This is a genomic window from Porphyrobacter sp. ULC335 (genome assembly GCF_025917005.1).
GTDB lineage: Bacteria > Pseudomonadota > Alphaproteobacteria > Sphingomonadales > Sphingomonadaceae > Erythrobacter.
In genome coordinates, this window is record NZ_CP078091.1 from 2,705,777 (window position 1) to 2,731,918 (window position 26,142).

At 63.8% G+C, this 26,142-nt stretch carries 29 protein-coding genes; 8 read left to right on the forward strand and 21 right to left on the reverse strand.

Going from position 1 to position 26,142, the window contains the following annotated elements; all coding sequences use genetic code 11:
• From KVF90_RS12915 to KVF90_RS12930, 4 genes are all read right to left on the reverse strand, one after another.
• Positions 1-357 (reverse strand): response regulator, encoded by a 357-nt coding sequence (locus KVF90_RS12915; RefSeq protein ID WP_264391988.1) that lies wholly within the window; start codon positions 355-357, stop codon positions 1-3.
• A 25-nt stretch (positions 358-382) separates the two neighbouring features.
• Positions 383-1,876: a sensor histidine kinase gene (locus tag KVF90_RS12920; protein ID WP_264391989.1), complete on the reverse strand. Its 1,494-nt coding sequence runs from the start codon at positions 1,874-1,876 to the stop codon at positions 383-385.
• A gap of 61 nt (positions 1,877-1,937) precedes the next feature.
• Complete coding sequence (locus KVF90_RS12925) at positions 1,938-2,588, reverse strand: glutathione S-transferase family protein (protein ID WP_264391990.1); 651 nt, start codon at positions 2,586-2,588, stop codon at positions 1,938-1,940.
• 10 nt (positions 2,589-2,598) lie between these two features.
• Complete coding sequence (locus tag KVF90_RS12930; RefSeq protein WP_264391991.1) at positions 2,599-3,546, reverse strand: DUF808 domain-containing protein; 948 nt, start codon at positions 3,544-3,546, stop codon at positions 2,599-2,601.
• Positions 3,547-3,753: 207 nt separating this feature from the next.
• Between KVF90_RS12930 and rpsF the strand changes: the two genes are divergently transcribed.
• The 4 genes from rpsF to KVF90_RS12950 all read left to right on the forward strand — a co-directional run bounded on the left by rpsF (position 3,754) and on the right by KVF90_RS12950 (position 6,534).
• Positions 3,754-4,119 carry a 30S ribosomal protein S6 gene (gene rpsF / locus KVF90_RS12935; protein WP_069310429.1) on the forward strand — a complete coding sequence of 122 codons (366 nt, stop codon included), beginning with the start codon at positions 3,754-3,756 and terminating at the stop codon, positions 4,117-4,119.
• Complete coding sequence (rpsR, locus tag KVF90_RS12940) at positions 4,119-4,343, forward strand: 30S ribosomal protein S18 (RefSeq protein ID WP_264391992.1); 225 nt, start codon at positions 4,119-4,121, stop codon at positions 4,341-4,343. The genes rpsF and rpsR overlap by 1 nt, the downstream gene beginning before the upstream one ends.
• An 11-nt stretch (positions 4,344-4,354) precedes the next feature.
• Complete coding sequence (gene rplI, locus KVF90_RS12945; protein ID WP_264391993.1) at positions 4,355-4,957, forward strand: 50S ribosomal protein L9; 603 nt, start codon at positions 4,355-4,357, stop codon at positions 4,955-4,957.
• Between the two features lie 140 nt (positions 4,958-5,097).
• Positions 5,098-6,534, forward strand: a complete 1,437-nt coding sequence (locus tag KVF90_RS12950; protein ID WP_264391994.1) for an AMP nucleosidase — start codon at positions 5,098-5,100, stop codon at positions 6,532-6,534.
• Positions 6,535-6,556: 22 nt separating this feature from the next.
• Here the strand turns inward: KVF90_RS12950 and KVF90_RS12955 are convergent, their stop codons facing one another.
• Complete coding sequence (locus KVF90_RS12955) at positions 6,557-7,039, reverse strand: hypothetical protein (protein ID WP_264391995.1); 483 nt, start codon at positions 7,037-7,039, stop codon at positions 6,557-6,559.
• Positions 7,040-7,162: 123 nt separating this feature from the next.
• Here KVF90_RS12955 and KVF90_RS12960 point away from each other — a divergent pair, with 123 nt between their 5' ends.
• Positions 7,163-7,930 (forward strand): SDR family NAD(P)-dependent oxidoreductase, encoded by a 768-nt coding sequence (locus KVF90_RS12960; RefSeq protein ID WP_264391996.1) that lies wholly within the window; start codon positions 7,163-7,165, stop codon positions 7,928-7,930.
• Positions 7,931-8,053: 123 nt separating this feature from the next.
• On the opposite strand, the gene rimK is transcribed toward KVF90_RS12960, so the two are convergent.
• The 5 genes from rimK to KVF90_RS12985 all read right to left on the reverse strand — a co-directional run bounded on the left by rimK (position 8,054) and on the right by KVF90_RS12985 (position 12,746).
• Complete coding sequence (gene rimK / locus KVF90_RS12965) at positions 8,054-8,959, reverse strand: 30S ribosomal protein S6--L-glutamate ligase (protein ID WP_264391997.1); 906 nt, start codon at positions 8,957-8,959, stop codon at positions 8,054-8,056.
• Positions 8,960-8,983: 24 nt separating this feature from the next.
• Positions 8,984-9,439 carry an ATP-dependent zinc protease gene (locus KVF90_RS12970; RefSeq protein ID WP_264391998.1) on the reverse strand — a complete coding sequence of 152 codons (456 nt, stop codon included), beginning with the start codon at positions 9,437-9,439 and terminating at the stop codon, positions 8,984-8,986.
• Between the two features lie 20 nt (positions 9,440-9,459).
• The gene (locus tag KVF90_RS12975) at positions 9,460-9,936 is read right to left on the reverse strand and encodes a YbjN domain-containing protein (RefSeq protein WP_264391999.1); all 477 of its coding nucleotides are present in this window, start codon (positions 9,934-9,936) and stop codon (positions 9,460-9,462) included.
• Positions 9,937-10,061: 125 nt separating this feature from the next.
• Entirely contained in the window at positions 10,062-11,921 is a 1,860-nt protein-coding gene (locus tag KVF90_RS12980; protein ID WP_264392000.1) for a M2 family metallopeptidase, read from the reverse strand.
• 63 nt (positions 11,922-11,984) lie between these two features.
• The gene (locus KVF90_RS12985; protein WP_264392001.1) at positions 11,985-12,746 is read right to left on the reverse strand and encodes an alpha/beta fold hydrolase; all 762 of its coding nucleotides are present in this window, start codon (positions 12,744-12,746) and stop codon (positions 11,985-11,987) included.
• Between the two features lie 95 nt (positions 12,747-12,841).
• Here KVF90_RS12985 and KVF90_RS12990 point away from each other — a divergent pair, with 95 nt between their 5' ends.
• Genes KVF90_RS12990 through KVF90_RS13000 form a run of 3 tightly spaced genes read left to right on the forward strand, consistent with a single transcriptional unit; the run spans position 12,842 to position 15,951 of the window.
• Entirely contained in the window at positions 12,842-13,285 is a 444-nt protein-coding gene (locus KVF90_RS12990; protein WP_264392002.1) for a MarR family winged helix-turn-helix transcriptional regulator, read from the forward strand.
• Positions 13,278-14,366 carry an HlyD family secretion protein gene (locus KVF90_RS12995; protein ID WP_264392003.1) on the forward strand — a complete coding sequence of 363 codons (1,089 nt, stop codon included), beginning with the start codon at positions 13,278-13,280 and terminating at the stop codon, positions 14,364-14,366. Before KVF90_RS12990 ends, KVF90_RS12995 begins: the two co-directional genes overlap by 8 nt.
• A 1-nt stretch (position 14,367) precedes the next feature.
• Entirely contained in the window at positions 14,368-15,951 is a 1,584-nt protein-coding gene (locus KVF90_RS13000) for an MDR family MFS transporter (RefSeq protein WP_264392004.1), read from the forward strand.
• Positions 15,952-15,960: 9 nt separating this feature from the next.
• Here the strand turns inward: KVF90_RS13000 and KVF90_RS13005 are convergent, their stop codons facing one another.
• The 11 genes from KVF90_RS13005 to ffh form a co-directional block, all read right to left on the reverse strand.
• Positions 15,961-16,527, reverse strand: a complete 567-nt coding sequence (locus KVF90_RS13005; protein WP_264392005.1) for an aspartate-semialdehyde dehydrogenase — start codon at positions 16,525-16,527, stop codon at positions 15,961-15,963.
• Between the two features lie 6 nt (positions 16,528-16,533).
• Positions 16,534-17,559, reverse strand: a complete 1,026-nt coding sequence (locus KVF90_RS13010) for an aspartate-semialdehyde dehydrogenase (RefSeq protein WP_264392006.1) — start codon at positions 17,557-17,559, stop codon at positions 16,534-16,536.
• Between the two features lie 99 nt (positions 17,560-17,658).
• Positions 17,659-19,893, reverse strand: coding sequence for a S9 family peptidase (locus KVF90_RS13015; protein ID WP_264392007.1), 2,235 nt, complete (start codon positions 19,891-19,893; stop codon positions 17,659-17,661).
• Between the two features lie 198 nt (positions 19,894-20,091).
• Positions 20,092-20,460, reverse strand: coding sequence for a 50S ribosomal protein L19 (rplS, locus tag KVF90_RS13020; protein ID WP_160761177.1), 369 nt, complete (start codon positions 20,458-20,460; stop codon positions 20,092-20,094).
• On the reverse strand, positions 20,457-21,200 hold the full coding sequence (trmD, locus tag KVF90_RS13025; protein WP_264392008.1) for a tRNA (guanosine(37)-N1)-methyltransferase TrmD: 744 nt from the start codon (positions 21,198-21,200) through the stop codon (positions 20,457-20,459). The genes rplS and trmD overlap by 4 nt, the downstream gene beginning before the upstream one ends.
• A complete protein-coding gene (locus KVF90_RS13030; protein WP_264392009.1) occupies positions 21,197-22,147 on the reverse strand; it encodes a carbon-nitrogen hydrolase family protein in 951 nt (316 codons plus the stop codon). The genes trmD and KVF90_RS13030 overlap by 4 nt, the downstream gene beginning before the upstream one ends.
• Before the next feature lie 22 nt (positions 22,148-22,169).
• On the reverse strand, positions 22,170-23,000 hold the full coding sequence (locus KVF90_RS13035) for a TIGR04222 domain-containing membrane protein (protein ID WP_264392010.1): 831 nt from the start codon (positions 22,998-23,000) through the stop codon (positions 22,170-22,172).
• Positions 23,000-23,593 (reverse strand): glycine-rich domain-containing protein, encoded by a 594-nt coding sequence (locus tag KVF90_RS13040; protein ID WP_264392011.1) that lies wholly within the window; start codon positions 23,591-23,593, stop codon positions 23,000-23,002. The genes KVF90_RS13035 and KVF90_RS13040 overlap by 1 nt, the downstream gene beginning before the upstream one ends.
• On the reverse strand, positions 23,550-24,050 hold the full coding sequence (gene rimM, locus KVF90_RS13045) for a ribosome maturation factor RimM (protein WP_264392012.1): 501 nt from the start codon (positions 24,048-24,050) through the stop codon (positions 23,550-23,552). The genes KVF90_RS13040 and rimM overlap by 44 nt, the downstream gene beginning before the upstream one ends.
• A gap of 5 nt (positions 24,051-24,055) precedes the next feature.
• Positions 24,056-24,568 (reverse strand): 30S ribosomal protein S16, encoded by a 513-nt coding sequence (gene rpsP / locus KVF90_RS13050; protein ID WP_264392013.1) that lies wholly within the window; start codon positions 24,566-24,568, stop codon positions 24,056-24,058.
• Positions 24,569-24,629: 61 nt separating this feature from the next.
• Positions 24,630-26,102: a signal recognition particle protein gene (ffh, locus tag KVF90_RS13055; protein ID WP_264392014.1), complete on the reverse strand. Its 1,473-nt coding sequence runs from the start codon at positions 26,100-26,102 to the stop codon at positions 24,630-24,632.
• Positions 26,103-26,142: the final 40 nt, after the last annotated feature.

Sequence of the window (26,142 nt, forward strand, 5' to 3'; positions counted from 1 at the left end):
TCAACCGGGCGATAAGAGCCGCTGCATCACCTTCACAAGTTCCATATTGTCCCAAGGCTTTGTCAGCACGGGCACCCCCGCCATCTCCGCAGGCAGCTGGCCCGGACTGAAACCTGTCACGACCGCAAAGGGAATGCCCAGCTCTGTCAGCAATTTTGCGACCGGCAGCGAGCTCTGGTTCCGTAAAGACACGTCGAGAACCGCCGCATCGCAGCGAGCGGAATCGTCAAGGTAGGCCAGCGCCTTTTCGACGGTCGGGCATGGCCCCAACACCTCGAAGCCGCCAAGCCTCAAAGCGTCTGCGATGTCCTGCGCGATGAGAAACTCATCTTCGACGACGAGGATCCGCGGATTCATCGAAAGTCTGCTCGTTGATCCGGTTTCATGTTGGCTCCTGCTCAACGATTGCAGTCAGGGACGAGTCGAGCTTCCAAGACAAGCCGGATGGCGCGAAGTCACATTCGACCTCCGCATCCAAACTCGCGCGGACCATATCGCCTGTCACGGTTGAACCAAAGCCCCTTCGTGTCGGCGCGGCCACCGGCGGGCCATCAGTTTCGACCCAGGTCATGACAAACCGGTCGCCATGTTCGCCATGAACACGCCGCCAATCGAGGGTGATGCGGCCGCGATCCGCGGACAATGCACCATATTTGCTGGCATTGGTGACGAGTTCGTGGATCGTCATGCCCAAGGCCTGAACGGCAGTGGAAGACAGGGGAATATCGTCGCCGGACAGCAGGATGCGATCACCGATCAGATCCTTGAAATGGCCCAATTGTGCACTGATCAAGGCTTTCAGCCCGACACCCTTCCATTCGTTTTTGACGAGCAGATCCTGCCCTGCTGCCAACGACTGGATCCGCGCATTGAAGTTCTGGATAAAGTCGTCGTGGTTCTCACCGCTCGTCCGTTTGGCCACAGACAGCACCACCGCCAGCAGGTTCTTCGAACGATGGTTCACCTCGCCCAGCAGCAGCTGAACGTGACGCTCGCGGCTTTTCTGCTCGGTGACATCGAGGTTGGTGCCGACAAGCCACTCGGTTTTCCCGTCGGGGCCAGCCCGCGCGATTTCCACAGCGCGCAGATGGCGCACGCGGCCGTCGTCACCACGTCTGATCCGGAACTCGCGCGTGCTCTCTGCGCACTGGGCAACGGTTTGCTGCAGCACGGTGTCCTGATCTGCTGCGTCATCGGGATGAACGCTCGCAATGTAGTCCGAATATTGCACCGACCCGTCAGGCGTCGGCGTAATGCCGTACAGCTCGAACATCGTGTTGTCCCAGTGCACATTGCCGGTCGGGATGTGCCATTGCCACAGCCCGATCCCGGCCGTCTGCGTGGCGAGATGCGTTTTCACTTCGCTTTCGCGCAGGGCCACGACAGCTTGCATGCGTTCTTCAGCCCGCTTCTGAAGATCCTCGGCCACTTGCGCCTTTGCTGCGGCAAGGTCCTGGCTGATCTGGCGCTCTTTTCGCAGCTGCCGATTGGCCGTTTGCATTCCATGGATCAGTGCCATTTCAGTCGACACAACAAAAACATACAATCCCAGGGCCACCTCATTCCCGGCGAGCCTGAAAGAACGGAACGGCGGGATGAAGTTGTACCAGGCCAGCGCGCCGCACAGCAGGGCGGACAGGCAACCCAGCCGCACCCCGAACAGGAACGAGGTCAGGATTACTGCCGGAAAAAACGTAAGGTAGGGGAAACCGGGCGGCAGCGCGTCATCCAGAAGGACGCGGGACTGCCAAGCCACAACGACGATGACGAGAGTGGCGGCCAGATTGAATGCCTGACCATATCGCGTCAGCGGCAGGCTATCGATCCAGCGCATCGCGCGGCGTTCTTCGCCTCGCTCGGGAATCGTATCGACCATGCTTCCCCTTGCTCGGATATCGTCGCGGATGCAGGCAGCACCGCAGACGGGAAGCGACGGTTTACGCGCTGCCGGTGTCGAGCGCCAGTCGTCCCTCTTCCTCCCGCGCAAAGGCCCGCTGATAGCCCGGACGCGCGGTCAGCCGCGCGCGGTAGGCCTTGAGGCTGTCCGGCACGCCTTCGTCCAGCCCCACGCTCTGGGCAAGGATCAGCGCGTAACCGACGCAGATGTCCGCCACGGTGAAGCGGTCGGCGCAGAGGAATTCGCGGGTTTCGAGGCGCTGCTCAATCTTCACCAGCCGCTTGTGGAACCACTTGGCATAGGCGTGGCCCGCCTCCTGTAGCCCCTTGTCCTTCTCGAACAGACAGAAGCGCATATAGACCGTCTGCGGGAAGGTGATCGTAGCGTCGGCGTGGTAGGTGTAGTCGAGGTACTCGCCGTAGTCGCGCTCGCCCGGTGCGATGGCCAGCGGGGTGTAGCCCTCTCGCGTGGCGAGGTAGTGCGCGATTGCACAGCTTTCGGTCATCCGCGTCTCGCCATCGACCAGCATCGGCACCGTGCCGAGCGGGTTCACCGCCATGTATTCGGGCGCGAGGTAGCGCGGCGGGAACGGGAGGATCTTGAGGTCGATCTCGACGCCCGCCTCTTCGGCAGCCCAGGTCGCACGCAGACCCCGCGATCGCGCGCAGGTGTAAAGGACAGGTGTGGTCATGGCCGCTGGATTAGTGCGCCTTGTCCGCGCCCACACCCAGCACTTTGTGCAGGACGAAAGCGATAGCGCTGCCGAGGATCAACCCCAGCACCGCCGACAGACCGGCATAGGTCAGCCACCCCAGCACGCCGCCCACGCCACCGGTCGCCCCCTTCACGGCATATTCCGCGCCGTGAATGATGTCGTAAATCGCATGGAAGCCGACTTCGTGTGTACCGTGGACGATGATCCCGCCGCCCACCCACAGCATCGCCAGCGTGCCGATCACCGACAGTGCGACCAGCAGCTTCGGAACAAAGCGCAGCAGGAACCGCCCGAACGCCTGCTTGGCGTTGCTGGCCTGCTTGGTGAGATAAAGCCCCAGATCGTCGATCTTCACGATGCCCGCAACCGCGCCGTACACCGCCACAGTGACCGCGATGGCAACCACCGCCAGCACCACACCGCGCATCACCAGCGTCTCGTCAGCCACTTCGTTGAGGGCGATCGCCATGATCTCGGCAGAAAGGATGAAGTCGGTACGGATCGCCCCGCCCACGCGCTCGTTCTCGAAGGCGACCGGATCGGTAATCTCGTCCTCAAGCGTGGCGCCGTGCTTGGCCGCGCCGAGTTTCTCCATCACCTTCTCTGCGCCTTCGTAACACAGGAACGCGCCGCCGATCATCAGCAGCCAGATAATCGCCGATGGAAGGAACTCCGACAGCAACAATGCGCCCGGCAACAGGAACAGCAGCTTGTTCTTCAGACTGCCCTTGGTGATCTTCCAGATAATCGGCAGCTCGCGCGCGGGGCTGAGGCCGGTGACGTAGCTGGGCGTGACCGCCGCATCGTCGATCACAACGCCTGCGGTCTTGACCCCGGCGCGGCTGGCAGCAACCCCGATATCGTCGATCGAGGCGGACGCGGCCTTGGCGATGACCGAAATGTCGTCCAGCAGTGCGACTAGTCCTGACGGCACGGATTTTTCCCCTGTGATGCGCGTTGTGAAACCGCCGAGTGCCCTGCCTGTTCCTTCCGCACAAGACTTGCAATTGCGCGCCAAAGCTGTAAGGGGCCGCGCTTCGCATGGGAACCGCCCGGCGATATATCGAAGAAAGCCGGAGGGGCCCCGTCCATTCGCGGGCGGATCAGCCAGCGATCGGCATTGAAGTGAAAGGACGCGAAGATGGCTCTTTACGAGCACGTCTTTCTCGCTCGTCAGGATCTGAGCCAGGCTCAGGTTGACGCGCTGGCAGCGCAAGCTACCGAAATCGTCGAGGCCGGCAACGGCAAGGTCACCAAGACCGAAACCTGGGGCCTCAAGTCGCTCGCTTATAAGATCGAGCGTAACCGCAAGGCGCATTTCGTGCTGCTCAACATCGACGCCCCCGGTTCGGTGGTCGCCGAGCTCGAGCGTCAGACCCGTATCAACGAAGACGTCATCCGTTACATGACCATCCGCGTGGAAGAACACGAGGAAGGCCCGTCCGTGATGATGCGCAAGAACGAACGCGAGCGTAAGCGCCGCGAAACCCGTGAGGAGCGCGACTGATGGCCCGCCCGTTTTTCCGCCGCCGCAAGTCCTGCCCGTTCGCAGCCAAGGACGCCCCGAAGATCGATTACAAGGACGTGCGCCTGCTGCAGGGCTTCATGTCCGAGCGTGGCAAGATCGTGCCTTCGCGCATCACCGCCGTTTCGGCGAAGAAGCAGCGTGAACTGGCCCAGGCGATCAAGCGTTCGCGCCAGATCGGCCTGCTGCCGTTCATCGTGAAGTAGGAGAAGATACAATGAACATCATTCTCCTTGAGCGTATCGAAAAGCTCGGCTCGATCGGTGACGTTGTCACTGTGAAGGACGGCTACGCGCGCAACTTCCTGCTGCCGCAGAAGAAGGCCCTTCGCGCCAACGAAGCCAACCGCAAGGTCTTCGAAGCCAACCGCGAGCGGCTGGTCACCGAGAACGCCGAACGCCGCACCGCTGCCGAAGCGCAGGGTGAAAAGGTGGCAGGCGCAGAAGTGGTGCTGATCCGCGCCGCTTCGAACGCCGGCCAGCTTTATGGTTCGGTCAGCGTGCGCGACATCGTCGCCGGTCTGGCCGATCAGGGCCACACCGTGGACAAGCGCATGGTCATCCTCGGCGCGCCGATCAAGAACATCGGCATGCATGACGTGACTGTCGCCCTGCACCCCGAAGTTCGCGTGACCGTCAAGGCCAACGTGGCCCGTTCGGACGACGAAGCCAAGCTGCAGAGCGAAGGCGTCGACGTGCTGAAGGCCATGTTCGACGACGAACAGCGCGAGATCGAGGAACAGGCCGACGCGACCCGCATCGACACCAGCCTCGAGCCCGGCGAAATCCCGGCCGAGCTGCTCGACGGCGGCGACGAATAAGCCTCTGGCCCTTACCGGCCATACGAATTGCGGAAGGGCGCGAAGGTCGGTTCGATCTTCGCGCCCTTCTTGTAAACAGGGCTCACACACGCGAAGGTGTTGCCATACAACGATAACAACAAAGGAGCAGAACAACTGCCATGATCGACATTCCGACCATTCTCGACCAGCTCCAGCAGCATTACGAGGACGCAGTTCGCACCTTGCGCGACGATGTGATCGCCTTCGGGCGCGACGGTACTGTCCCGGCGCCCAGCAAGCGTGCCGACGGTAGCTATGCCTATCCGCAAATCACCTTGCGCTATAACGGCGTCGGCGCCCCGCGTGATCGCAGCCGCGCCTTCGGCCGGCTTGAATTGCCGGGCACCTACGCCACCACCATCACCCGCCCCGATCTTTTCGCGCACTACCTGACCGAACAGCTCCAGCTGATCGCCGCCGAATACGAGATCGAGGTCACGGTCGAACGCTCGCGCCAGGAAATCCCCTTCCCTTACGTGCTCGATGGCGAGGCCGGGGCGGCGATGGTCGGGATCGCACCGCAGGATATTGCCGCGCACTTCCCGTCGACTGATCTTGCGCTGATCGGCGACGAGCTGGCTGACGGGATCGAGATCGACGGCGATCACGATATGCCGCTTTCGCTGTTTGATGGCCTGCGCACCGATTATTCGCTCGCGCGGCTCAAGCATTACACCGGCAGCGAAGTCAGCGATTTTCAGGACTTCATCCTGTTCACCAACTACCACCGCTATGTCGACGAGTTCGTGAACTGGGGCGCTGCGCAGATCGGGCAGAATGGCTATGTCGCGCTGACCGGCGCGGCCGGGCTCGATATCCGCGAGCCGACCCCTCATGCGCAGAACCAGCTCAACGACACCGCGTGGCGCCGCCACCAGATGCCCGCCTATCACCTGATCCGGGAAGACGGGCGCGGGATCACGCTGGTGAACATCGGCGTCGGCCCATCCAATGCCAAGACCATCTGCGATCACCTCGCGGTGCTGCGTCCCCATGCATGGATGATGATCGGCCACTGCGGCGGGCTGCGTTCGACCCAGAAGATCGGCGATTTCGTTCTCGCCCACGCCTATCTGCGCGACGATCACGTGCTCGATTGCGTGCTCCCGCCCGAAGTGCCGATCCCGCCGATTGCCGAAGTGCAGCAGGCGCTGGCGCTGGCAGCCGAGGACGTTTCCGGCGTGCAGGGCGCGAACCTCAAGCAGCGGATGCGCACCGGCACGGTCGTGACCACCGATGATCGCAACTGGGAGCTGCGCTACTCCTCGTCAGCCAAGCGCTTCTCGCAGAGCCGCGCCATCGCGATCGACATGGAGAGCGCGACCATCGCCACGCAGGGCTACCGCTTCCGCGTGCCTTACGGGACGCTGCTGTGTGTCTCGGACAAGCCGTTGCATGGCGAGATCAAGCTGCCGGGGCAGGCCAACAAGTTCTACGAGGAAGCCATCGCCGCCCACCTCCAGATCGGCATCGTCGCCTGTTCGGCGCTGCGCGACGAGGGCGACCGGCTGCACTCGCGCAAATTGCGCGCGTTTAACGAGCCGCCCTTCAGGTAAGCTTGCGGTGCCGGGGCGACCTTCAGAGGTCGTCCCGGTCGCCCGAAAGTTCGATTTCCTTGTCGTCCGCGGTCTCCGCAGCGATGTCGAGCATGGTCGAAAGCTCTTTCGATGTGGCGCTGTCGAGCACCTTGATGACGAAGTAGAGCACATCGCCGCGGATCTCCCAGCTGCCCATCTTCAGCTGGCCCGAGGCCTCGAGCAGTTCGAGCGCCGCCTTGCCGCCGATCCCGTCCTTTTCGACGCGCCCTGCCGGCGAGAACACCTCGCGCACGGTCAGTCCGGACACGGTCTGGGTCGTGCCTGAAACGAACACCAGCTGGGTGCGACCTTCCGCCGAATAATTGAAGGTCAGCTTGTAATCGCCGTCGTCATCAACCTCGTACTTGAGACCCGCGCCATTGAGGCGCCTTTCGACACTCGCGTCCTCGGCAGCGGCCGGAACCGCAGCGGCAAAGGCAAGCCCCGCCAGGACAGATAGCGACAAGTGACGGCGAGTATTCATGTGGTTCCCTCCATTGCTTTCAATGCGCACCCCGCTGTCCCCATAGCGAGATTCGCACGCGCGTGGCTTGGATAAAATGGTCATCCCTGTCACGAATGCGCGAATAGACCGGAGAGATGTCCGATGACCCACCCAAGCCCTTCCCGCTCCATCGCCGGACGCGTCGCGATTGTCACCGGGGCGGCGAGCGGCATGGGACGTGCAACCGCCCGGTTGTTCGCGGCCGAGGGCGCGCATGTGGCCATCGTCGATCTTGATCTTGCCGCTTGCGAGGCCGTGGCCGCCGAATGCGGCTTCGACGCACGTGCCTATGCGCTCGACGTGGCGGATGGCGACGCAATCGCCCGCACGGTCGCGCAGATTGCCGCTGATTTCGGACGGATCGATATTCTGGTGAACAATGCGGGCGTCTCCAGCTTCTGCGCGTTGGACGACCCGGCTTACGAGGATGTGTGGCACTGCGCACTTGCGGTGATGCTGACCGCACACCAGCGCATGGTGCGAGCGGCTTTGCCATTCCTCAGGCAGAGCGACGCGCCGCGGATCGTCAATATCGCCTCGACAGAGGGCCTGGGCGCGACCCCCGGCGATACGCCTTATGTGGCGGCCAAAACCGGCGTGATCGGTCTCACGCGCGGGCTGGCGGTGGATCTCGGGCCGGAAGGCATCACGGTCAACTGCATCTGCCCCGGCCCGATCCGCACCGCGATGACCGACGCCGTGGCCGAGGAACACAAGCTGATCTTCGCCAAACGCCGCACCGCGCTGCGCCGCTATGGCGAGCCCGAAGAGGTCGCGCACATCACCCTGTCATTGGTGCTGCCTGCGGCGAGCTACATCACCGGCGTCGCAATCCCGGTCGATGGCGGGCTGATGGCGCGTAACGCCTGAGCCTGCGCAGACGGCGTCCAGATGGGTTTAGACCCCCTCTAGACCCCTGCCAGACCCTCTTTAGACCCGTTTAGCCCACTGGCTGGAACGGTGTTTCACGTGGAACACGACCATTCGTGGGCCCTACCCCCGCCCCTTGGTCTTGGTCGTCCCGTTGGTCGCGTTTGCGGCAATGAAATCGATGATCTGACCGGCAATATCCTTGCCAGTGGTCTTTTCGATGCCTTCGAGCCCGGGAGAGGAATTGACCTCCATGATCACCGGGCCGTGATTGCTGCGCAGCATGTCCACCCCGCACACGTTAAGCCCCATGCGCTTGGCCGCGCGGACGGCGGTGGAGCGTTCCTCGGGCGTGATCTTGATGGCACCCGCGCTGCCGCCGCGGTGGAGGTTTGAGCGGAACTCGTCTGCCGCGCCGGTGCGCTTCATCGCCGCGACTACCTTGCCCCCCACCACCAGTGCGCGGATATCGGTGCCGCCCGCTTCCTTGATGAACTCCTGCACCAGAATGTTGACGTTGGCCCCGCGAAACGCCTCGATTACCGATTTGGCGCTGCTCATTGTTTCGGCCAGCACCACGCCGATGCCTTGCGTGCCTTCGATCAGCTTGATGACCACCGGCGGGCCTTTGACCGCCTTGATGATCTCCTCGGCCTGCTTGGGATCATTGGCATAGGCGGTCAGCGGCAGGCCCAGTCCATGCTTGGCGAGGATCTGAAGGCTCCTCAGCTTGTCGCGGCTGCGACCGATGGCGACGCTTTCGTTCAGCGACCAGATCCCGGCCATCTCGAACTGGCGCAGGATGGCGAGGCCGTAATTGGTGATCGAAGCACCGATGCGGGGAATCACCGCGTCATAGGCAGCAATCGGCGCGCCGTTGTAGAACACCTGCGGGCGGTGGCTGGCGATATGCACCGTGCAACGCAACGTATTGAGAATGTCGAGGGTGTGCCCGCGTTCCTCGGCAGCCTGCTTCAGCCGCTGGTGCGAGTAGAGGTTGGCGTTGCGCGCCAGCATCGCGATTTTCATGCAGACCCTTTCAAGACCGGCTATCTACCGGCGGATGCGCCCCATATGCGCTATCGCAGGTGATTGCAGCCACGAATGGCCACTATCCACCACCATCCGCCGCCGCAGCGCCGTGCGCCCGATCAGCATCGGGAATTGCATCTGGGAACGATCCGCGAGGCTGATTTCCGCACGGAAGGTGAGATTACCGATGGTGAGAGGCGTCTTTATGACAAAGCGGGTCTGCTGATCGCCGTTGGAGCTGGTGATGCCGCGCACATCGACATGCACCGCCTCGCAGGCGTGGCGCACTCCGCCCCAATCGACCGCAAAACGCACAAACCGCTCTCCGCCGCGCTGGAAATCCTCCAGCACATGGGCGTGGAGCGAGGATGTGCGCGCACCGGTATCGATTTTGGCCGGAATGTCCGCAAGGCCAAGTTCAGGCAGGTTGACCAGCTCTCGCCAACCAACCTGCAAGAGCGGACTACGCCCGGCCATCGCTCACCAGCAAGGCCAGCCTACTTCTCGTCTTCAAAGATGATTTCGGAAGCATCATCAAGGCTTTCGCCATAGCGGCGGAAGGCAGCCATGAAAACGGATTGCGGGATCCCGTCGGCCGTGAAGATATCCCACCGCAGATAGGGATCGCCGTCTTCGTCAAGCGAGACAGCCAGAAACCGCCATTTGCGGGCAATCTCCAGCGCGCGAACCGGGTCCATCGCTTTCTCGCGATCAAACCCGGTCGAGAACTGCACGGAGTCGCAGCCGGTGTTAGTCTCTGCGTCGCACCCATAGAACAGTACCGAGACCTCCCAGCCGCTGATCTCGGTCTTGATCAGCGGATCGCCGAGCTGATCGGTGGTCAGCTCGGCCTCGTACCCGGCCGATTTCATCGCCGCGAGCAGGCCTTCAGGATTGTTTGCGGTGACAGTCTGCGCCTGTGCCGCGCCCGCCAATGATGCCGCAAGCGCCGCAACCGCCATCCATCGAATCATCTACACGTCCCCTTATCTCGATATCCTCGCGAGAACCCTACCGGTCCCCAACCTTTCGATCCGTGCCGCCATCGCCACGTGTCCTGACGGGCAATGACGGCACGGGCATAGCGTCGCCGCCGGCCTTACCAGCCGGCAACCTCACCCTTGTTCTGCTCTTCGAGCCACTTCATCAGCGGGGCGAAATATTCGACCATCGCCGTGCCGTTCATCTGCCGCTCGCCCGTGAACGCTTCGAGAGCATCGGGCCAGGGCTTGGATGCGCCCATTTCCAGCATCGCATTCAGCTTCGCGCCGACATCCTTGTTGCCATAGATCGAGCAGCGGTGCAGCGGCCCCTTCCACCCTGCGGTATCGCAAGCGGCCTTGTAGAACTGGAATTGCAATAGCCGCGCCAGGAAGTAACGGGTGTAGGAGACGTTGCCTGCGATGTGATACTTGCCCCCGGCATCGAAACCGGCAGCATCACGCGGCACGGGCGGCACGATGCCCTGATACTCCAGGCGCAGATCATTCCAGCCGGTGTTGGTAGCAGCCTCGGGGATCGAGCCGTCGTACAGCCCCCAGCGATAACGATCGAGCAGCAGGCCGAATGGCAGGAACGCCACCTTGTCCATCGCCTGACGCAGCAGCAGGCCGATATCCTTGTCGGCGCTCGGCACGTCCTTGGGATCGAGCATGTCGATCTGAACCAGATACTCGGGCGTGATCGACAGCGCGATCATGTCGCCGATGGCCTCGTGGAAGCCGTCATTGGCACCATTGAGATGCAGCATGTCCTGCTTGTTATAGGCGCGCTGGTAGTAGTTGTGGCCGAGTTCGTGGTGGATGGTGATGAAGTCATCCGCATTGGGCTTGATGCACATCTTGATCCGCAGATCATCGACATTGTCGATATTCCAGGCCGAGGCATGGCACACCACTTCGCGGTCGGCCGGCTTCACGAACTGCGACCGCTCCCAGAAGGTGGCGGGCAGCGGGGCAAAGCCGAGCGAGGAGAAGAACTGTTCGCCCACCTTGGTCATGCCGATGGCATCGAGGTTCTTCTTGGCGATGAGATCGGTCAGATCATACCCGATATCGCCCGCGCCCGCCGGGGCGACGAGCGGGTAGATATTGCCCCATTCCTGCGCCCACATATTGCCGAGCAAATCCGCCCGGATCGGGCCGGTGCGCGACTGCACGGCATCGCCGTATTTCTCGTTGAGCTTGCGCCGGACATAGGTGTGGAGCGCAGTATAAAGCGGCTTCACTTCCTGCCACATCCGCTCGGTCTCGGCGGCGAATTGTTCGGGCGGCATGTCATAGCCCGATCGCCACATCGCGCCGAAATCGGCAAAGCCCAGTTCCTTGGCGCCTTCATTGGCGAGCGCGCTCATGCGGGCATAGTCGGAGCGCATCGGCGCGCCGACATTGTCGTGCCAGCTCGCCCACATTTCCTTGAGCTCTTCAGGCGTGCGTTCGAGATTGCCCATCTCCGCCTCGATGTCAGAGCCGTTGATCGGCTGGCCGTTCAGCGTGCCCTTGCCGCGCCCGTAGGCCGACCCGAGGCGGGTGGCGATATCGTTGAGCTCCTCGGCCGCACCGGGCCGGTTGGGCGCAGGCAGCGAGATGCTGTTGCGCAGCATGTCGAGCTTGCGGGCGGTCTCGGCATCCAGCCCTGCCACGCGGGCGTAGCGCGCCGCTTCGTTGGCAAAGGCGACCTGCTTCAGGGTCAGCTCCGCGCCATATTTCGCCGCCAGCGTATCGCTGTCATGGTTGAGGTAGGTGGCATTGATCCAGGAGACATGGCCATATTCCACGGAGAAAGCCGCATATTCGGCTTCGACAGCGGCGAGCCATGCTTTCGCGCCTTCGGGCGTCTCGGGATAGGTGGTTGAGGCTTCGGCGGCGGGCGTCGCCGCATCTTGCGCGGCAAGCGGGACGGCAACGGCAATCGCGAGCACCGCAGCAGCGCTGCGCAGCAAGGGGGCGGCAAATTTCATCGGCAGGGGTTCCCGTCAGTCATGTGACAATGCGCGCGGGTTTGAACCCCTCGGCGGCGGGAATCAAGCCACCAGAAAGCCTGCAATCGCTGTGCCGAGCTCTGGCTTGGTCACGCTGTTCATATGGCCGCCCGGCACCTCGATATAGCGTGCGTCGGGGAGCATCGCGGCAAGGTCCTCGGCCGAACCATTGTCGTGGTCCTCATCGCCGCAGATGACGGCGGTCGGCATGGTGATGTTGGCAAGGCCGGCGAGGTCGAAGTCATCCATCGCATCCAGCAGCAGTCTTGCCGCAACCCGATCAACCCCTTGCGACTTGAGGAAGGTGCGCGCCGCATAGGCGGGATCGCCGGGACGGATCGTGTCGAACTCGTCGATCACGCGCTTGAAATGATCGCCGCGCCGCGCCCATCCGGCCAGCCCCGCCACCCCCATCCCGCAAATCGCCAGACGGCGTGGTTCAAGGATGCCGTGTGCGACAGCGTGGATCGCAGTGCGCGCGCCCAGCGAAAAGCCGACAAGGTCAAACCCGCCCGGCTCCAACCCGAGATGCTCAGCCAGCGCCGCCACATCGCGCACCAGCACACCGGGGGGATAGGCCTGAGCCTCGCGCGGGGCTTCGCTGTCACCGTGCACGCGGAAATCGAGCATGATGGCCCGGAAACCCGCAGCAGCAAGCCGCGCGCCGTGACCCCACTTGATCCAGTTCATCTGTGCAGACGAAAACAGGCCGTGCAGCAAGATCACCGGACGCCCTTCGCCCTCGCTGTGAATGGCCAGGCGGGTACCGTCGAAACTGGCGAAATGCTGGATCGAAGCGCTCATGGCCGCCTGCTAGCGCGGAATGCCGCATGGTGCCAGCGGACACAGGGTCAGCTTGGCGCTTGAGGATAGTAAGCGCACTTATTATGTGTAGGCATATGATAAGTGCCATCGGATACCGACTCGCGGACAACTCTCGGCAATTGCGCCGCCTCTTCGACGACCGCGTGCGCGGCCTCGGGCTTACCGGTCCGCAGGCGCGCCTGCTGCTCGCGCTCGAGCGGCACCCCAGGGAAAACCAGGCCTTCTATGCAGAGCGGCTGGAAATAGAGCCGATCACCCTCACCCGCATCGTCGACAGGTTGGAGGATGCCGGTTGGATCGAGCGCAAGAGTGATCCGGGCGACCGGCGCGCACGCATCCTGCACCTTACCGACAAGAGCCGCGGCATCGTGACCCGCCTTAACTCGAGCGTCGAGGCGCTGTTCGAGGATATGCTCGACGGGTTCGACCCAGCCGAAAGGGTGATGTTCGGCAGCCTGCTTGACCGGATAGCCGCCAACATCGTCGTCGCCCGCCAGCCGGAAGTCGCCCATGGCTGAGGCCGATCCGGTCCGCGCACCCGACACCGGGGCCGCCGCTGCGCTTGCAGCTCCCGAGGCAGACGGACCGCCGCGTCGCCCGTGGCTGCGCTGGGGACTGATGCTGATCGTGCCGCTTGCGCTCGCGATCGGGGCATTCGTTTACTGGCAGAGCCTCGCCGGTAAGGTCTCGACCGATAACGCCTACCTCAAGCAGGACATGGTCTCGGTCAGTGCCGAAGTGGGTGGCAGGATCGTCGATATCCAGGTCGCCGAGGGAGATGAGGTAACCGCGGGCCAACTGCTGTTCCGGATCGACCCCGAGCCGTTCCGCCTTCAAATCGCCGAGGCCGATGCCGCCATCGCCAGTGCTCAGGCCGATGTGATTGCTTTGAGCAATGCGTCGGAACTCACCGGCACGGATATCGAGGCCGCGCGCAGTGACGTCGCCTTCGCCGAGGCGAGGTTCGAGCGAGTGCGTGCGTTGCGCGAGAAGGGTTTCTCGACCAAGGCAGATTTCGAGGCCGCCCAGCAACAGGTTGTGCAAGCGCGTGAAGCCGTCCGCCAAGCGCAAGACCGTCAGCGCGAGGCACGTGCGCGGCTTGCCAGCGGACCAGCGGTCCCCGGCGTCAATCCGCAGGTCGCCGCTGCCGAGGCGAGCCGCGCCAGCGCCGAGCTCTCACTCCGGCGCACAGAGGTGCGTGCACCGGCCGCCGGACGTATTGCCCAGGCTGACCGGTTGCAGGTCGGCCAGCAGGCCGTCCCCAACCTTCCCGTGCTCACCCTGGTTCGCTCCAACTCGACATATGTCGAGGCCAATTTCAAAGAAACCGACCTTGCCGACATGGCAGTCGGGCAACGCGCAGAGGTGCGGTTCGATGCCTATCCCGACCTCGTGCTGAAGGGCAGCGTCGCTTCGATCGGCGCAGGCACCGGGGCAGAATTCTCGGTGCTCCCGGCGCAGAACGCGACCGGCAACTGGGTGAAGGTCACTCAGCGCGTGCCGGTGCGCATCGCTATCGAAGGCGATAGCCCGCGCCGACTGATCGCCGGGCTTTCGACCGAGGTCACCGTGTTCACCGACACCAGCGGCAAGCGCTGACATGGCGAGCCGCGCCGCGCCCGGCGCTGGTGCAATCTCGGCTCCGACCGATCCGCCGCGCGATGTGGCAGAGCTGGAAACAGGCAATTACCCGCTGATGATTATCGGGGTGATGGCCGCGTCCCTGCTCCAGATCCTCGACACCACCATCGCCAATGTCGCCCTGCCGCACATGCAGTCCTCGCTGGGCGCGACGGTCGACACGGTTACCTGGGTGCTGACGAGCTACATCATCGCCTCGGCGGTGGCGCTGCCGCTCACCGGGTGGCTTGCCGACCGGATCGGGGCGCGGCGGCTGTTCATCGGTTCGGTCGCGGGCTTCATCCTAGCCTCGATGCTGTGCGGCCTTGCGCAAAATCTTGAGGAGATGGTGCTGTTCCGCGCGCTGCAAGGCGTAGCTGGAGCGTTCATCGCGCCGCTCAGCCAGTCCTTCATGCTCGATGCCACACGCCCCAGCCGCCACCCGCAAATCATGGCGATCTGGGGCATGGGGATCATGATCGGTCCGATCCTTGGCCCCATTCTCGGCGGCTGGCTGACCGAGACCGCAAACTGGCGCTGGGTATTCTTCGTCAACCTGCCCGTGGGTCTGGCTTCTCTGGCGATCCTCGTCACCTACCTTCCCACACGACCGAAGCGCGAGCGGCGCTTCGACATTACCGGCTTCCTGCTGCTGGCGATTGCACTCGCCGCCTTCCAGCTGATGCTTGATCGCGGCGCGCAGGAGGACTGGCTCGCGTCGTCAGAGATCTGGGTCTACCTGCTGCTCACCCTGTCGGCGACATGGATGGTGGTGATCCACTTCGCTACCGCCCGTGCCCCGATGTTCGAGCGCTCGCTTTTTGCCGATCGCAACTTCGCGATCGCGCTCGCTTTCATGGTGGTGATTGGCATTGTCATGTTCGCAGTCATGGCGCTGTTGCCGCCGATGCTCCAGAACCTGTTCGGCTATGGCGTGATCGACACCGGCATTGTGCTGATGCCACGCGGCGTGGGCATTCTCCTCTCGATGCAGCTCTCGGGGCTTCTGATTCGCCGCGGTGTTGATGCGCGGCCCGTGGTGGCGAGCGGCTTCCTGATCTGCGCCTTCTCGCTGTGGCAGATGGCGCATTGGTCGCTCGAGGTGGACGAGATGCACGTGATCGTCAGCGGCCTGCTCCAGGGCCTCGGCATGGGCCTCGTCTTCATCCCCTTGCAGGTGAGTGCTTTTGCAACGCTGCACCCGCGCCTGCGCACCGACGGGTCGAGCTTGCTCAACCTGTTCCGTTCGCTGGGTGCTTCGGCGGGGATATCGATGATGACGGTGCTGCTGGCGCGCAATATCCAGACCTCGCACGCCGACGTTGGTCAGAACGTGACGGCGGCAACCGGAAGCATCATCGATTTCTCGACCGTCGACCGGTACCAGATGGCCGGCGATACGGCGATGGCGTTGCTCGATCTCGAAGTAAACCGGCAGGCAGCGATGATCGCCTATGTCGACGATTTCTGGCTGATGATGTGGATCACACTGGCAGCGGCACCGCTCGCCTTGCTGATGCGCAAGAACAAGCAGCCCGCCGGACCGGTTACACTTTCGGAATAGGCTTTGCTGTCAGCGGAAGAAGCACTGTGTCCCGGCGTAGAGCATCTCCACCTTGTCGCCCGCGATGAAGCCGCCGATCTCGTTGCCGAGCGCGAATTCCTCGCCCAGCGTGCTGCCTTCGATCTTGGCAAAGCCCGGCGCAGCTTCGACCACGCTGCGGGCCGATCCGACCTGCACATCGCCCGGCAGCTTGATCACACCGGTCGGCGGCGCGTCGCCATCCTGCGCAAGGTGCCAGTTCCACCCGACCAGTCGCCCGTCCTGAAAATGCGCGGTCAGGCCGCCTGCAAAGTCGGTGAAGGTGATCGGCCCTGCCCCGCATTCCGCGTTCTCGCCGCTGCGCAGCGGCGCACCCAGCGCCTTGGCGAGCGCCGCTTCGATTTCCGTCTGACCACTGGCGAAGAAAAACGCCTCGGCCCCGGTGGAAAGGCCCTGGGGGCGCAGTTCGACCATGTTTGCCGCAAGCGGTGCCTGCGCAATCTCGCCCTCTTGCCGCTCGGCCGGGCTCGGCACATCGCCGCTATCGCAGCCGGAAAGAGCCAAGGCGCCAACCAGCGCGATGAGAGCGAGGCGCATCGAGGCTTATCCCTTCTTCAGATGACGGCGGCCGAGCAGTTCGGCGATCTGCACCGCGTTGAGGGCAGCGCCCTTGCGCAGATTGTCCGAAACGCACCACAAGGTGATGCCGTTTTCGACCGTGGGATCTTCGCGCACGCGGCTGACGAAGGTTGCCGCATCGCCGACGCATTCGACCGGGGTGATGTAGCCGCCGTCCTCGCGCTTATCGATCAGCATCACGCCGGGGGCTTCGCGCAGAATGTCCATTGCCTGCTCGGCGGAAATCTCGTTCTCGAACTCGATATTCACCGCTTCGGAGTGCCCCACGAACACCGGCACGCGCACGCAGGTCGCGTTGAGCTTGATCTTGGGATCGAGGATCTTCTTGGTCTCGACCACCATCTTCCATTCTTCCTTGGTCGAACCATCGTCGAGGAAGCTGTCGATATGCGGGATCACGTTGAAAGCGATCTGCTTGGTGAACTTCGACGGCTCCACCGCATCGCCGACGAAGATCGCGCGGCTCTGCTGGAACAGCTCGTCCATGCCCGCCTTGCCCGCGCCGGAGACCGACTGGTAGGTGGACACAACCACGCGCTTGATGGTCGCAAAGTCGTGGAGCGGCTTCAGCGCGACCACCAGCTGCGCGGTCGAACAGTTGGGGTTGGCGATGATGTTGCGCGCCTTGTAGCCATCGATCGCGTCGGGGTTCACCTCGGGCACGACCAGCGGCACATCGGGGTCCATGCGGTAGAGCGAGGAATTGTCGATCACGATGCAACCGGCCGCCGCCGCCTTGGGGGCATATTCCTTCGCCGGGCCGGAGCCTGCCGCGAACAGCGCAATGTCCCAGCCGGCCCAGTCGAAATGCTCGATGTTCCGGCACTTGAGCATCTTGCCCGTGTCGCCGAATTCGACCTCGGTGCCGACCGACCGCGAGGATGCGACCGCAGCGACCTCGTCGCACGGAAACTCGCGCTCGGCGAGAACCTGCATCATTTCGCGCCCGACATTGCCGGTCGCGCCGACCACTGCCACCCGGTAACCCACTTGGCATTCTCCTTTGATTTCGCAGCCGCGAGATAGCGTGCGCTGGCCCCAGCGCAACCGCTATCGCGCGTGTGCAGACCTATTCGCCCGCGCCCCAACTCACTTTGGCGGCGTCACCCCGTGGCTTTCGAGGAAGCGGAAGATGCTGTTCCACACGTGCGGCCCGATCTTCTCGCCCGACACGCGGTGGGTGTAGCCGGGGTAGAGCATCATTTCGAAGGGCGTGTTGCTTTCCTGAAGCACGCTGATCAGCTCCGACGAGTTCTCGAAAATCACGTTGTCGTCCGCCATGCCGTGGATCAGCAGCATCGGATCGGTGATCTTCGTCGCATCGGGGATCGCGCTGGCCTTCTCGTAAGCCTCGGGCACTTCGCGGGGATCGCCCATGTAGCGTTCGGTATAGTGGGTGTCATAAAGCTCCCACCGCGTCACCGGCGCGCCGGAGATACCGGCGGCGTAAAGGCCGGGATCGGCTTCAAGCTGCTTCAGCGTCATGTAGCCGCCATAGGACCAGCCATAGATCGCGACTTTTGCCGGATCGACGAAGGGGAGGCTCTTGAGGAACAGCGCCCCTGCCTTCTGGTCGCGCACCTCGGCCCCGCCCATCGCACGATAGAGCGGCTGCTCGAAATCCACCCCGCGGTTGGCCGAGCCGCGGTTGTCGAGCACGAAATAGATATAGCCCTTGTCGACGACCGCCTGCGCCAGCGCGCCATTCCAGCCCTTGGTCACCATCTGCGGGCCCGGGCCGCCATAGTGGCTGAAGAACACCGGGTAACGCTTGCCCGGCTCCATTGTCGGCTTGAGCATCATCCAATGGAGCGGCGTGCCATCCTCGGCGGCGATTGTGCCAAATTCCGGCGTGACATGTCCGGCGAGGAAGGGGGCATAGGGATGCTCGCCCTCGACCCGGTTTTCCTCGATCCAGGCGACCTGCTTGCCATCGGGTGTGGCGAGGTACGATTGCGAAGGCTGGTTCGGCGCAGAGCGGGTGACATACAGCAGCTTGCCCGCCCCATCCATGCTCGCCCCGTTGGTGAAGGCGGGGTCGGTAAGCAATTCAGGCTCGCCCGTCCCGTCCAGCCGGGCACGGTAAATCTGCTGCGTCACGACGTCGGTCGTCGCCTGATAGGTGACGGTGCCTGCGGTCTCGTCCACTCCGACCAGCGTGGTGGTCGAGAAGTCCCCGCGCGTCAGCTGCGTCCATGCACCGCCCGCGTAGCGATAGAAGTGGCCGTACCCGTCGCGCTCTGACCACCAAAGCAGGCTGCCGTCCGCAAGGAAGCGGTAATTGTCGCTGAGGTTTATCCAGTAATCGGGGCGCGCGGCGGTTTCGGTGAACCAGATTTGCGATGCGCCTGTGGCCGGATCGACCCGCAGCACGTCGGTCTTCGTCTGCGCGCGGTCCTGCCGCTGGACATAGATCGCGCTGCCATCCGGCGCCCAGTCGACGCGGGCGACATAGATATCGATGTTGAGGCCGAGGTCGACCTTCACGCTGCCCGTGCCATCGGGGTTCATCACGAACAGCTCGACCACGGCGTTGTCGGTGCCCGCTGCCGGGTAGCGCTGGTCGAACACCTTGGTGCCCTTCGCCCCGATCGCCGCGCGGGTGACGATACCGACGCTGGCTTCATCCGTGCGCTGGACGACGATGCGGCTGTCATCTGGCGACCACCAATAACCCTGAAGCCGCGCCATTTCCTCCTGCGCGACGAACTCGGCCTCGCCCCAGCGGATCGTCTCGCCCTCCTGCGGGGTGACGGGCTGCGCTTCCCCGCCGACCGGGCCGACCCACAGACGCCGGTCACGCACGAAGCTGACGAAGCCGCCCTTGCTGGAGAGCTTGGGATTGAGTTCGGTGCCTTCGGTGTCGGTTAGCCGGGTAACCGTGCCATCGAGCTTCGCCAGAAACAGATCGCCATCCAGCGGCACCAGCACGCCGGAGCCATCACTCGCCCACTGGTAGCTGATGATCCCCTTGAGACTGCCGACACGCGCACGCTCGCGCTGCATCTTCTCGTCCTCGGACAATTCGCGCCCGCTGCCAAGCTTCTCCGAATCCACCAGCATCCGCCATTCGCGGGTCTGGATGTCATAGCCCCACAGGTCGTAGCGCTCGCGATCATCGGCGCGGTTGCGCAGCAGGGTGAGATAGCGGCCATCGGGCGCGAGCTTCACCTGGCGCGGCGCAGGGCCGTCTAGCGAGGGTGAGGCGAAGACGCGTTCGAAGGTGAGAACGGGAGCAACCTCAGGCATGACGTCCTCCGCACACAGCGGCGTGGTAAGACAAGTCGAGACACTCAAGGCAACCGCTGCAAGAACCGAACGCATCCAAAGCTCACCTCGTCATTGCGAGCCGCCACAAGGCGGCGCGGCAATCCATAAACCGACGATGTGCCATGGATTGCTTCGTCGCTTCCGCTCCTCGCAATGACGAGGGGGCTTGGCAAGGGTTGAACTGGGGGGGGGCACAAACGAAAAGGGCGGCGCCTTGCGGCACCGCCCCTCGAATTTGCTGGCTGATGAGCCTTACGCCTTGGGCGCGTTCATCTTGCGCTCGACGATACGTGCGCTCTTGCCGGTGCGGCCGCGCAGGTAATAGAGCTTGGCACGGCGCACCACGCCGCGGCGGACCACGGTGATGCTCTCGACGATCGGCGAGTAGAGCGGGAAAACGCGCTCGACGCCTTCACCAAAGCTCATTTTGCGCACGGTGAAGTTCGAACCCATGCCGCGGTTCGAACGGGCGATCACGACGCCTTCATAGTTCTGAACGCGCTCGCGGTTGCCTTCCTTCACCTTCACGCCGACGCGGACGGTGTCGCCTGCGCGGAATTCGGGGATGTCCTTGCCAGACTTGGCGATTTCTTCGGCTTCAATCTGCTGGATCAGGTTCACTGGTCCGGTTCCTTGTCTTTTCGCCGCGCGCCAGAGGCAGGCTGGACCCGAACGCCCTTATGACGTTCCCAAAGGTCTGGCCTGCGTAACCGTGTGTCATCCTCGCTCCTTGCCTTGCGCCAAGCAGCGATTTTCGCATGATCCCCCGATCGCAGCACTTCGGGGATCGTGCGCCCTTCCCATTCCTGAGGTCGGGTATAGTGCGGGTATTCGATGAGGCTTTGTTCAAAGCTCTCGTCATCCCCGCTGGAAGCCGCGCCCATTACGCCGGGAAGCAGCCGAATGCAAGCGTCAAGGATGGTGAGCGCAGCCATCTCGCCGCCGCTGAGAACGATGTCGGCAAGGGAGACCTGCTCAATCTCGGGTCGGGCCTCGAACAGGCGCTCGTCGAACCCTTCAAACCGGCCGCACAGGATGATGACACCGGGGCCTTCAGCGATCTCGCGGATACGCGCCTGCGTGACGGGTTTCCCGCGCGGGGTCATGGCAAGAATGGGGCGCCCGGCAGCAGGCGCGCTGTCCAGCGCGCGCGCCAGCACATCGCACTTGAGCACCATCCCCGCCCCGCCGCCTGCGGGGGTATCATCAACGGTGCGGTGCTTGTCGGTGGCAAAGTCGCGGATCTGCACCGTCTCGCAGGCCCACTTGCCCTCGGCCATGGCACGCCCCGCCAGCGACACGCCAAGCGGCCCGGGGAACATCTCCGGGTAGAGGGTGAGGATGGTGGCGGCGAAGGTCATTCCCAGCGCACCCCGTCCCTCGCCCGCATATCGACCATCAGCTCGAAAACATCGGGCCGCGCATAATGCCCGTCGGTATCGAGATTGGTCAGCCCCGCGCCCACCTCGCCAAGGTCGAGCTCCGCCAGCAAAGTCTCCTCCCCCTCGCCCGCCTGCGCGATTACGCGAGTGTCGGGCGCGGCGATCAGCGAGCCGCCCTTGTTGAGCACTTCGCCAGGGATCGCCTCCAGCAACTCGCGCGCGACGGCATCACCGCCCACCCGCTCCAGCCCGTCGAGCAGATCATCCTTCACCTGCACCAGTCCCGCCGCCAGCACGAAGCACCGCCCCTCCATCGCATAATGCCGCGAGGCGATCTGGTGGCTTTCGCGCACCGTCGGCCAAGCCGCCACGTGCACATCCTCGCCGAGATTGTGCATCGCCGCGCGGGCGAGTGGCATCCAGTGCTCCCAGCAGATCAGCGTGCCGAGCCGGCCCCACTCGGCCTCATGCACCCCCAGCGTCGAGCCATCGCCGCGCGCCCAGATCAGGCGCTCGCCATGGGTCGGCACCAGCTTGCGGTGATCGAGCACCGGCAGGCCGGGACGGAAGGTCAGCTGGTTGTTGACGAGGCTGCGGCGCACCCGCTCATGCGCGCCGATGCTGATGATCGCGCCGCTCGCATCGGCGAGCTCCTGCAAAGGGAGCAGGCGCTCGTCATTGGCGACCACCGCCTGTTCGAGCATGATCGCGTGCAGCGCCTTGGTGCCGGGATGATCCCACAGAGCCGCGCCGGGCGCGTCATCGAGCCACAGCGGATAGCCGCCGAGGAAAGTCTCGCCGAAAGCCACCACCTTTGCGCCGCTGTCGATAGCTTCGCGGGCGAGGCGCACGGCCTTTTCGATCCCTCCAGCGAAATCGAGCGGGATCGGCGCGGCTTGCACGACGGCGACTGAAAGCTTGGTCATGGCGTGCGCTTACGCCGGGAAATCAGCCCCCGCAACCACCGCAGCCACCGCCGCCGTCGCCGCCGCCGTCGCCGCCGCCATCACTGTCTCCGCCACTGCCGTCGCCGCCGCCCGAGTCCTTCTGCCGCATCGCATGAACCGGCTCCCACGGCGTGCCGACCAGCACTCCGCTCCCGAACAGCGCCACCGCCATCGCCGCTTCGTCGGCACGCGGCGCGCGCGAGAAGCGGCCGTTGTCGGCCCGCAATGCCTTTATCGCCGCGATCCCCGCAGCGGTTCGCGGGTCAGCCTTGGCAAAACGGAAGATTGCCAGACCTGCGGTGAGAACGAGCAGGGCCACCAGAAAACCGGTCGGTTCGCCCAGCGCGCTCCCCGCCCGCTGGCGATAGATGCCCACCACAAGCAGCGCGATAAACGGCGCGATCGATAGCCACCGCAGTTGCGTGTATTCCTCAGGGCGCAGCATCAGGCCGGCGCGCTGCAATCGTGCCGCGACGCGATCGGCATGCAGCACGATCTGCTTGCGCGCATCGGCAAGGGTTAGAGGTCCGCCCGAACTCAGCAAAATTTTTGCCGCGGGGGTCAGCGGCAGTGTTGCATCGGCCACCGCAAGGCTGTCCTTGCCCGCCTCAACCAGCACGCCGCGCACATAAAGATCGGCAAGCAGCGAATCGGTTAGCCGCGTTCGTCCGCCCGCCAGCATTGCGATACTCTCCAGATCGTCTGGTACGGAGCGTCGCCCGGCCTGGCGAAGATTGGCGGGAATCCACCATGCAGCAATGCCCGAAAAGCCGAGCAATACGGCGTAAAACAGCAGGAAATCGCCGCCCGTCCATGACGAGAACAGCTGCATCACATTATCCTTCCCGCGAGCCATCCTGCCCCGAAGATCAGCAGGCCCAGCGCCAGAGCGACCCGGCGTGAAAGAAAGATACCATCGGAAAAGTTAACGCGAACTCCACGCGGATCGACGGAAAAGCGGCGATGCGCGCCGGGCCAGATATCCGGCGGCGGTGCTTCGCCGAATGCCGCTTCATAGGCGGCGAACGTGCGAGCATATTGATGATAGAACCGCGCCCGCTCCGTCTCGCCGCCCTTGGTCGGGCCGTGGTGGAGATCGGCGCGCAGCACGTGCGGGCAGAAGGTCTGCCAATAATCGCGGCTGTAGGTGAGGTGGAGATGCCATGCCTGATCCACCGCGTCCGATGGCGTCACCTCGTGCCCGGCGGTGATGGCAAGGTAGCAGAAGCGCTTGTACTCGCCGATTACCCGCTCGGCATGGTTGATGCTCCAGCGGTTTTCGCGTGCGAGGCGGGCGGCAAAGGTGAGAGAAATGTCATCCGGCCCGATCCGATGATCGGCGATGCGCTGCCAGAGGGCGTCTTCAAGAGCACTCACGCCGTCAATCTTCGGCGAAATCGGCTCCGATAACAAGCCGGTGTTCATCCCAATCCAGCACGGCTTTGGGGATCATCGGCACCATGAAGGTTTTGGGGCCCTTCTCGGGCACCGGGGCACGGGTGATTTCGATGATGTCGGTCGCGCCGAAATTCTCGATCGCGAGCACGCTACCGACGGTTTCGCCAGCATCGGTAACAACCGGAAGGCCGAGAAGGTCGGCGTGGTAAAACTCGCCCTCGGCAAGCGGGGGGAGTGCATCACGCGGGACAGTCAGCGCAGTGCCGCGCAGTTTCTCGGCATCGCCCCGCGACTGGCTTTCGGCGAGGCGGGCAATTGCGCCGCCCTTGCCGTCGTCCCTGATTTTTTGCAGTGTCAGAGCGCCTTCGTTGAAGCTCTTGTGCTTTGAAAGCGTGGTGACGCCTTCGCCGAACAGCTTCAGACGAACCTCGCCCGCCACCCCGTGCGCGCCGATGATGGCGGCGAGGGTGACGGGCTTGGTCATGGCAATCAGCCTTCGGCCTGTTCGTCAGCAGCAGGCGCTTCTTCAGCGGCGGCTTCTTCAGCGGCGGGCGCTTCTTCGGCAGCAGCTTCTTCAGCGACCGGCGCTTCTTCGGCGGCAGGAGCCGGAGCAGCCGCAGCGGCCTTTGCTTCTTCTTCAGCGGCGCGTGCGGCTTCTTCAGCCTCGGCGATCTTGGACGCACGCTCTTCAGCGCGATCCTTGGCCTTCTCGCCCGGCTCGCCCTTCTTGGGGTTCACGCGGGCTGCACGTTCCTTGATGCCGGCGGCGTCGAGGAAACGGGCGACGCGGTCAGTCGGCTGCGCGCCAACGCCGAGCCAGTAACGGGCGCGGTCTTCGATCAGCTTGACGCGGTCGGCGCTGTCCTTGGCGAGCAGCGGGTTGTAGGTGCCGATCTGCTCGAGATACTTGCCGTCGCGCGGGCTGCGGCTGTTGGCGACGACGATGCGGTAATAGGGACGCTTCTTGGCACCGCCGCGCGAAAGCCGGATGGAAATGGACATGGAATGCTACCTTTCGATTGAAATTGAATGGATATGTTGAACTGAAACGATTGAACTGAAACTATTTCTTGATCCGCGGTGGGCCGCCGAGGCCGGGCAATCCGCCCATACCCCCCATCCCGCCGGGGCCGCCCAGACCGGGGAGGCCGCCGCCGCCCATGCCGCCCATCGGGCCGCCAGCGCCGCCCATACCGCCACCGCCGAACATCGATGCAAGGCCCTTCAGCCCGCCCATCTTCTTGATCTGCTTCATGGCGCGGGCCATTTCCTGATGCATCTTCAGGACCTTGTTGACCGTCTGCACATCAGTGCCGCTGCCTGCCGCGACGCGCTTCTTGCGCTTGGCATTCATCAGGTCGGGGTTGGCGCGTTCCTTGGCGGTCATCGATCCGATGATCGCTTCCATGTGCAGCAGGACCTTGTCGTCCATGCCGGAGTTGGCCATCGCCGCCTTGGCCTTCTTCATGCCAGGCATCATGCCCGCCAGCATGCCGAGCCCGCCCATGTTGCGCATCTGCTTGAGCTGCATGGCGAGATCGTTGAGGTCGAACTTGCCCTTCTCCAGATTGCGGGCGAGCTTTTCGGCGTCCTCTTCCTTGATCGTCGCAGCCGCGCGCTCGACGAGGCTGACGACGTCGCCCATGCCAAGGATGCGGTCGGCGACAGAACCGGGACGGAACGGCTCGATCGCGTCGAGCTTTTCGCCGGTGCCGGCAAACTTGATCGGCTTGCCGGTAACCGCGCGCATCGAAAGCGCCGCACCGCCGCGGGCATCGCCGTCCATGCGGGTCAGCACCACACCGGTCAGCGGCACTTCGCCGCTGAAGCTCTGGGCTACGTTGACCGCGTCTTGACCGGTCAGACTGTCGACCACCAGCAGCACTTCGTTCGGGGCCGAAACGCTGGCGACGGCCTTCATCTCGGCCATGAGCGCATCGTCGACATGCAGGCGGCCCGCGGTGTCGAGCAGAAGCACGTCAAAATTCTGGAGCCGCGCCGATTCCATCGCCCGGCGCGCGATATCGACAGGCTGCTGGCCGGCGACGATCGGCAGGGTCGCAACATCGACCTGGGTGCCGAGCACCGCAAGCTGCTCCTGCGCGGCCGGACGGTTGACGTCGAGCGAGGCCATCAAGGCCTTCTTGCCGTGGCGTTCGCGGATCAGCTTGGCGAGCTTGGCGGTGGTTGTGGTTTTCCCCGAGCCTTGCAGGCCGACCATCATGATCACGACCGGCGGCTTGGCATCGAGGCGCAGGCCTTCGACCTCCATACCGCCCAGCGTTTCGACCAGCTCGTCATGGACGATCTTGATGACCTGCTGGCCCGGCGTGACCGAACGCAGCACGTCCTGGCCAACAGCCTTTTCGGTGACGGCGTCGATGAAGCGGCGGGCAACAGGCAAGGCGACATCGGCTTCGAGCAGCGCAATGCGGACTTCGCGCATCGCATCGCGCACGTCCTGCTCGCGCAGGGCGCCGCGGCCCTTGAGCTTGTCAAAGACCCCGCCAAGACGGTCTGACAGCGTGTCGAACATCGCCAACTTCTCCTTGCCGACGCCGCAGCGTCCGCATCAT

Excerpts from the sequence above, each read along its gene's own strand:
- KVF90_RS12990 (WP_264392002.1), top strand. The coding sequence starts at position 12,842 with ATGATAAGTGCCATCGGATACCGACTCGCGGACAACTCTCGGCAATTG.
- KVF90_RS13035 (WP_264392010.1), bottom strand. The coding sequence starts at position 23,000 with ATGCAGCTGTTCTCGTCATGGACGGGCGGCGATTTCCTGCTGTTTTAC.
- KVF90_RS13005 (WP_264392005.1), bottom strand. The coding sequence starts at position 16,527 with ATGCGCCTCGCTCTCATCGCGCTGGTTGGCGCCTTGGCTCTTTCCGGC.
- KVF90_RS13030 (WP_264392009.1), bottom strand. The coding sequence starts at position 22,147 with ATGACCAAGCTTTCAGTCGCCGTCGTGCAAGCCGCGCCGATCCCGCTC.
- KVF90_RS12970 (WP_264391998.1), bottom strand. The coding sequence starts at position 9,439 with ATGGCCGGGCGTAGTCCGCTCTTGCAGGTTGGTTGGCGAGAGCTGGTC.
- rimM (WP_264392012.1), bottom strand. The coding sequence starts at position 24,050 with ATGACCAAGCCCGTCACCCTCGCCGCCATCATCGGCGCGCACGGGGTG.
- trmD (WP_264392008.1), bottom strand. The coding sequence starts at position 21,200 with ATGACCTTCGCCGCCACCATCCTCACCCTCTACCCGGAGATGTTCCCC.
- KVF90_RS12980 (WP_264392000.1), bottom strand. The coding sequence starts at position 11,921 with ATGAAATTTGCCGCCCCCTTGCTGCGCAGCGCTGCTGCGGTGCTCGCG.
- rplI (WP_264391993.1), top strand. The coding sequence starts at position 4,355 with ATGAACATCATTCTCCTTGAGCGTATCGAAAAGCTCGGCTCGATCGGT.
- KVF90_RS12985 (WP_264392001.1), bottom strand. The coding sequence starts at position 12,746 with ATGAGCGCTTCGATCCAGCATTTCGCCAGTTTCGACGGTACCCGCCTG.
- KVF90_RS12955 (WP_264391995.1), bottom strand. The coding sequence starts at position 7,039 with ATGAATACTCGCCGTCACTTGTCGCTATCTGTCCTGGCGGGGCTTGCC.
- rpsR (WP_264391992.1), top strand. The coding sequence starts at position 4,119 with ATGGCCCGCCCGTTTTTCCGCCGCCGCAAGTCCTGCCCGTTCGCAGCC.
- KVF90_RS13015 (WP_264392007.1), bottom strand. The coding sequence starts at position 19,893 with ATGCGTTCGGTTCTTGCAGCGGTTGCCTTGAGTGTCTCGACTTGTCTT.
- KVF90_RS12920 (WP_264391989.1), bottom strand. The coding sequence starts at position 1,876 with ATGGTCGATACGATTCCCGAGCGAGGCGAAGAACGCCGCGCGATGCGC.
- rimK (WP_264391997.1), bottom strand. The coding sequence starts at position 8,959 with ATGAAAATCGCGATGCTGGCGCGCAACGCCAACCTCTACTCGCACCAG.
- KVF90_RS12975 (WP_264391999.1), bottom strand. The coding sequence starts at position 9,936 with ATGATTCGATGGATGGCGGTTGCGGCGCTTGCGGCATCATTGGCGGGC.
- ffh (WP_264392014.1), bottom strand. The coding sequence starts at position 26,102 with ATGTTCGACACGCTGTCAGACCGTCTTGGCGGGGTCTTTGACAAGCTC.
- rpsF (WP_069310429.1), top strand. The coding sequence starts at position 3,754 with ATGGCTCTTTACGAGCACGTCTTTCTCGCTCGTCAGGATCTGAGCCAG.
- KVF90_RS12915 (WP_264391988.1), bottom strand. The coding sequence starts at position 357 with ATGAATCCGCGGATCCTCGTCGTCGAAGATGAGTTTCTCATCGCGCAG.
- KVF90_RS12925 (WP_264391990.1), bottom strand. The coding sequence starts at position 2,588 with ATGACCACACCTGTCCTTTACACCTGCGCGCGATCGCGGGGTCTGCGT.
- KVF90_RS12950 (WP_264391994.1), top strand. The coding sequence starts at position 5,098 with ATGATCGACATTCCGACCATTCTCGACCAGCTCCAGCAGCATTACGAG.
- KVF90_RS12960 (WP_264391996.1), top strand. The coding sequence starts at position 7,163 with ATGACCCACCCAAGCCCTTCCCGCTCCATCGCCGGACGCGTCGCGATT.
- rpsP (WP_264392013.1), bottom strand. The coding sequence starts at position 24,568 with ATGTCCATTTCCATCCGGCTTTCGCGCGGCGGTGCCAAGAAGCGTCCC.
- KVF90_RS12995 (WP_264392003.1), top strand. The coding sequence starts at position 13,278 with ATGGCTGAGGCCGATCCGGTCCGCGCACCCGACACCGGGGCCGCCGCT.
- KVF90_RS13000 (WP_264392004.1), top strand. The coding sequence starts at position 14,368 with ATGGCGAGCCGCGCCGCGCCCGGCGCTGGTGCAATCTCGGCTCCGACC.
- KVF90_RS13040 (WP_264392011.1), bottom strand. The coding sequence starts at position 23,593 with ATGAACACCGGCTTGTTATCGGAGCCGATTTCGCCGAAGATTGACGGC.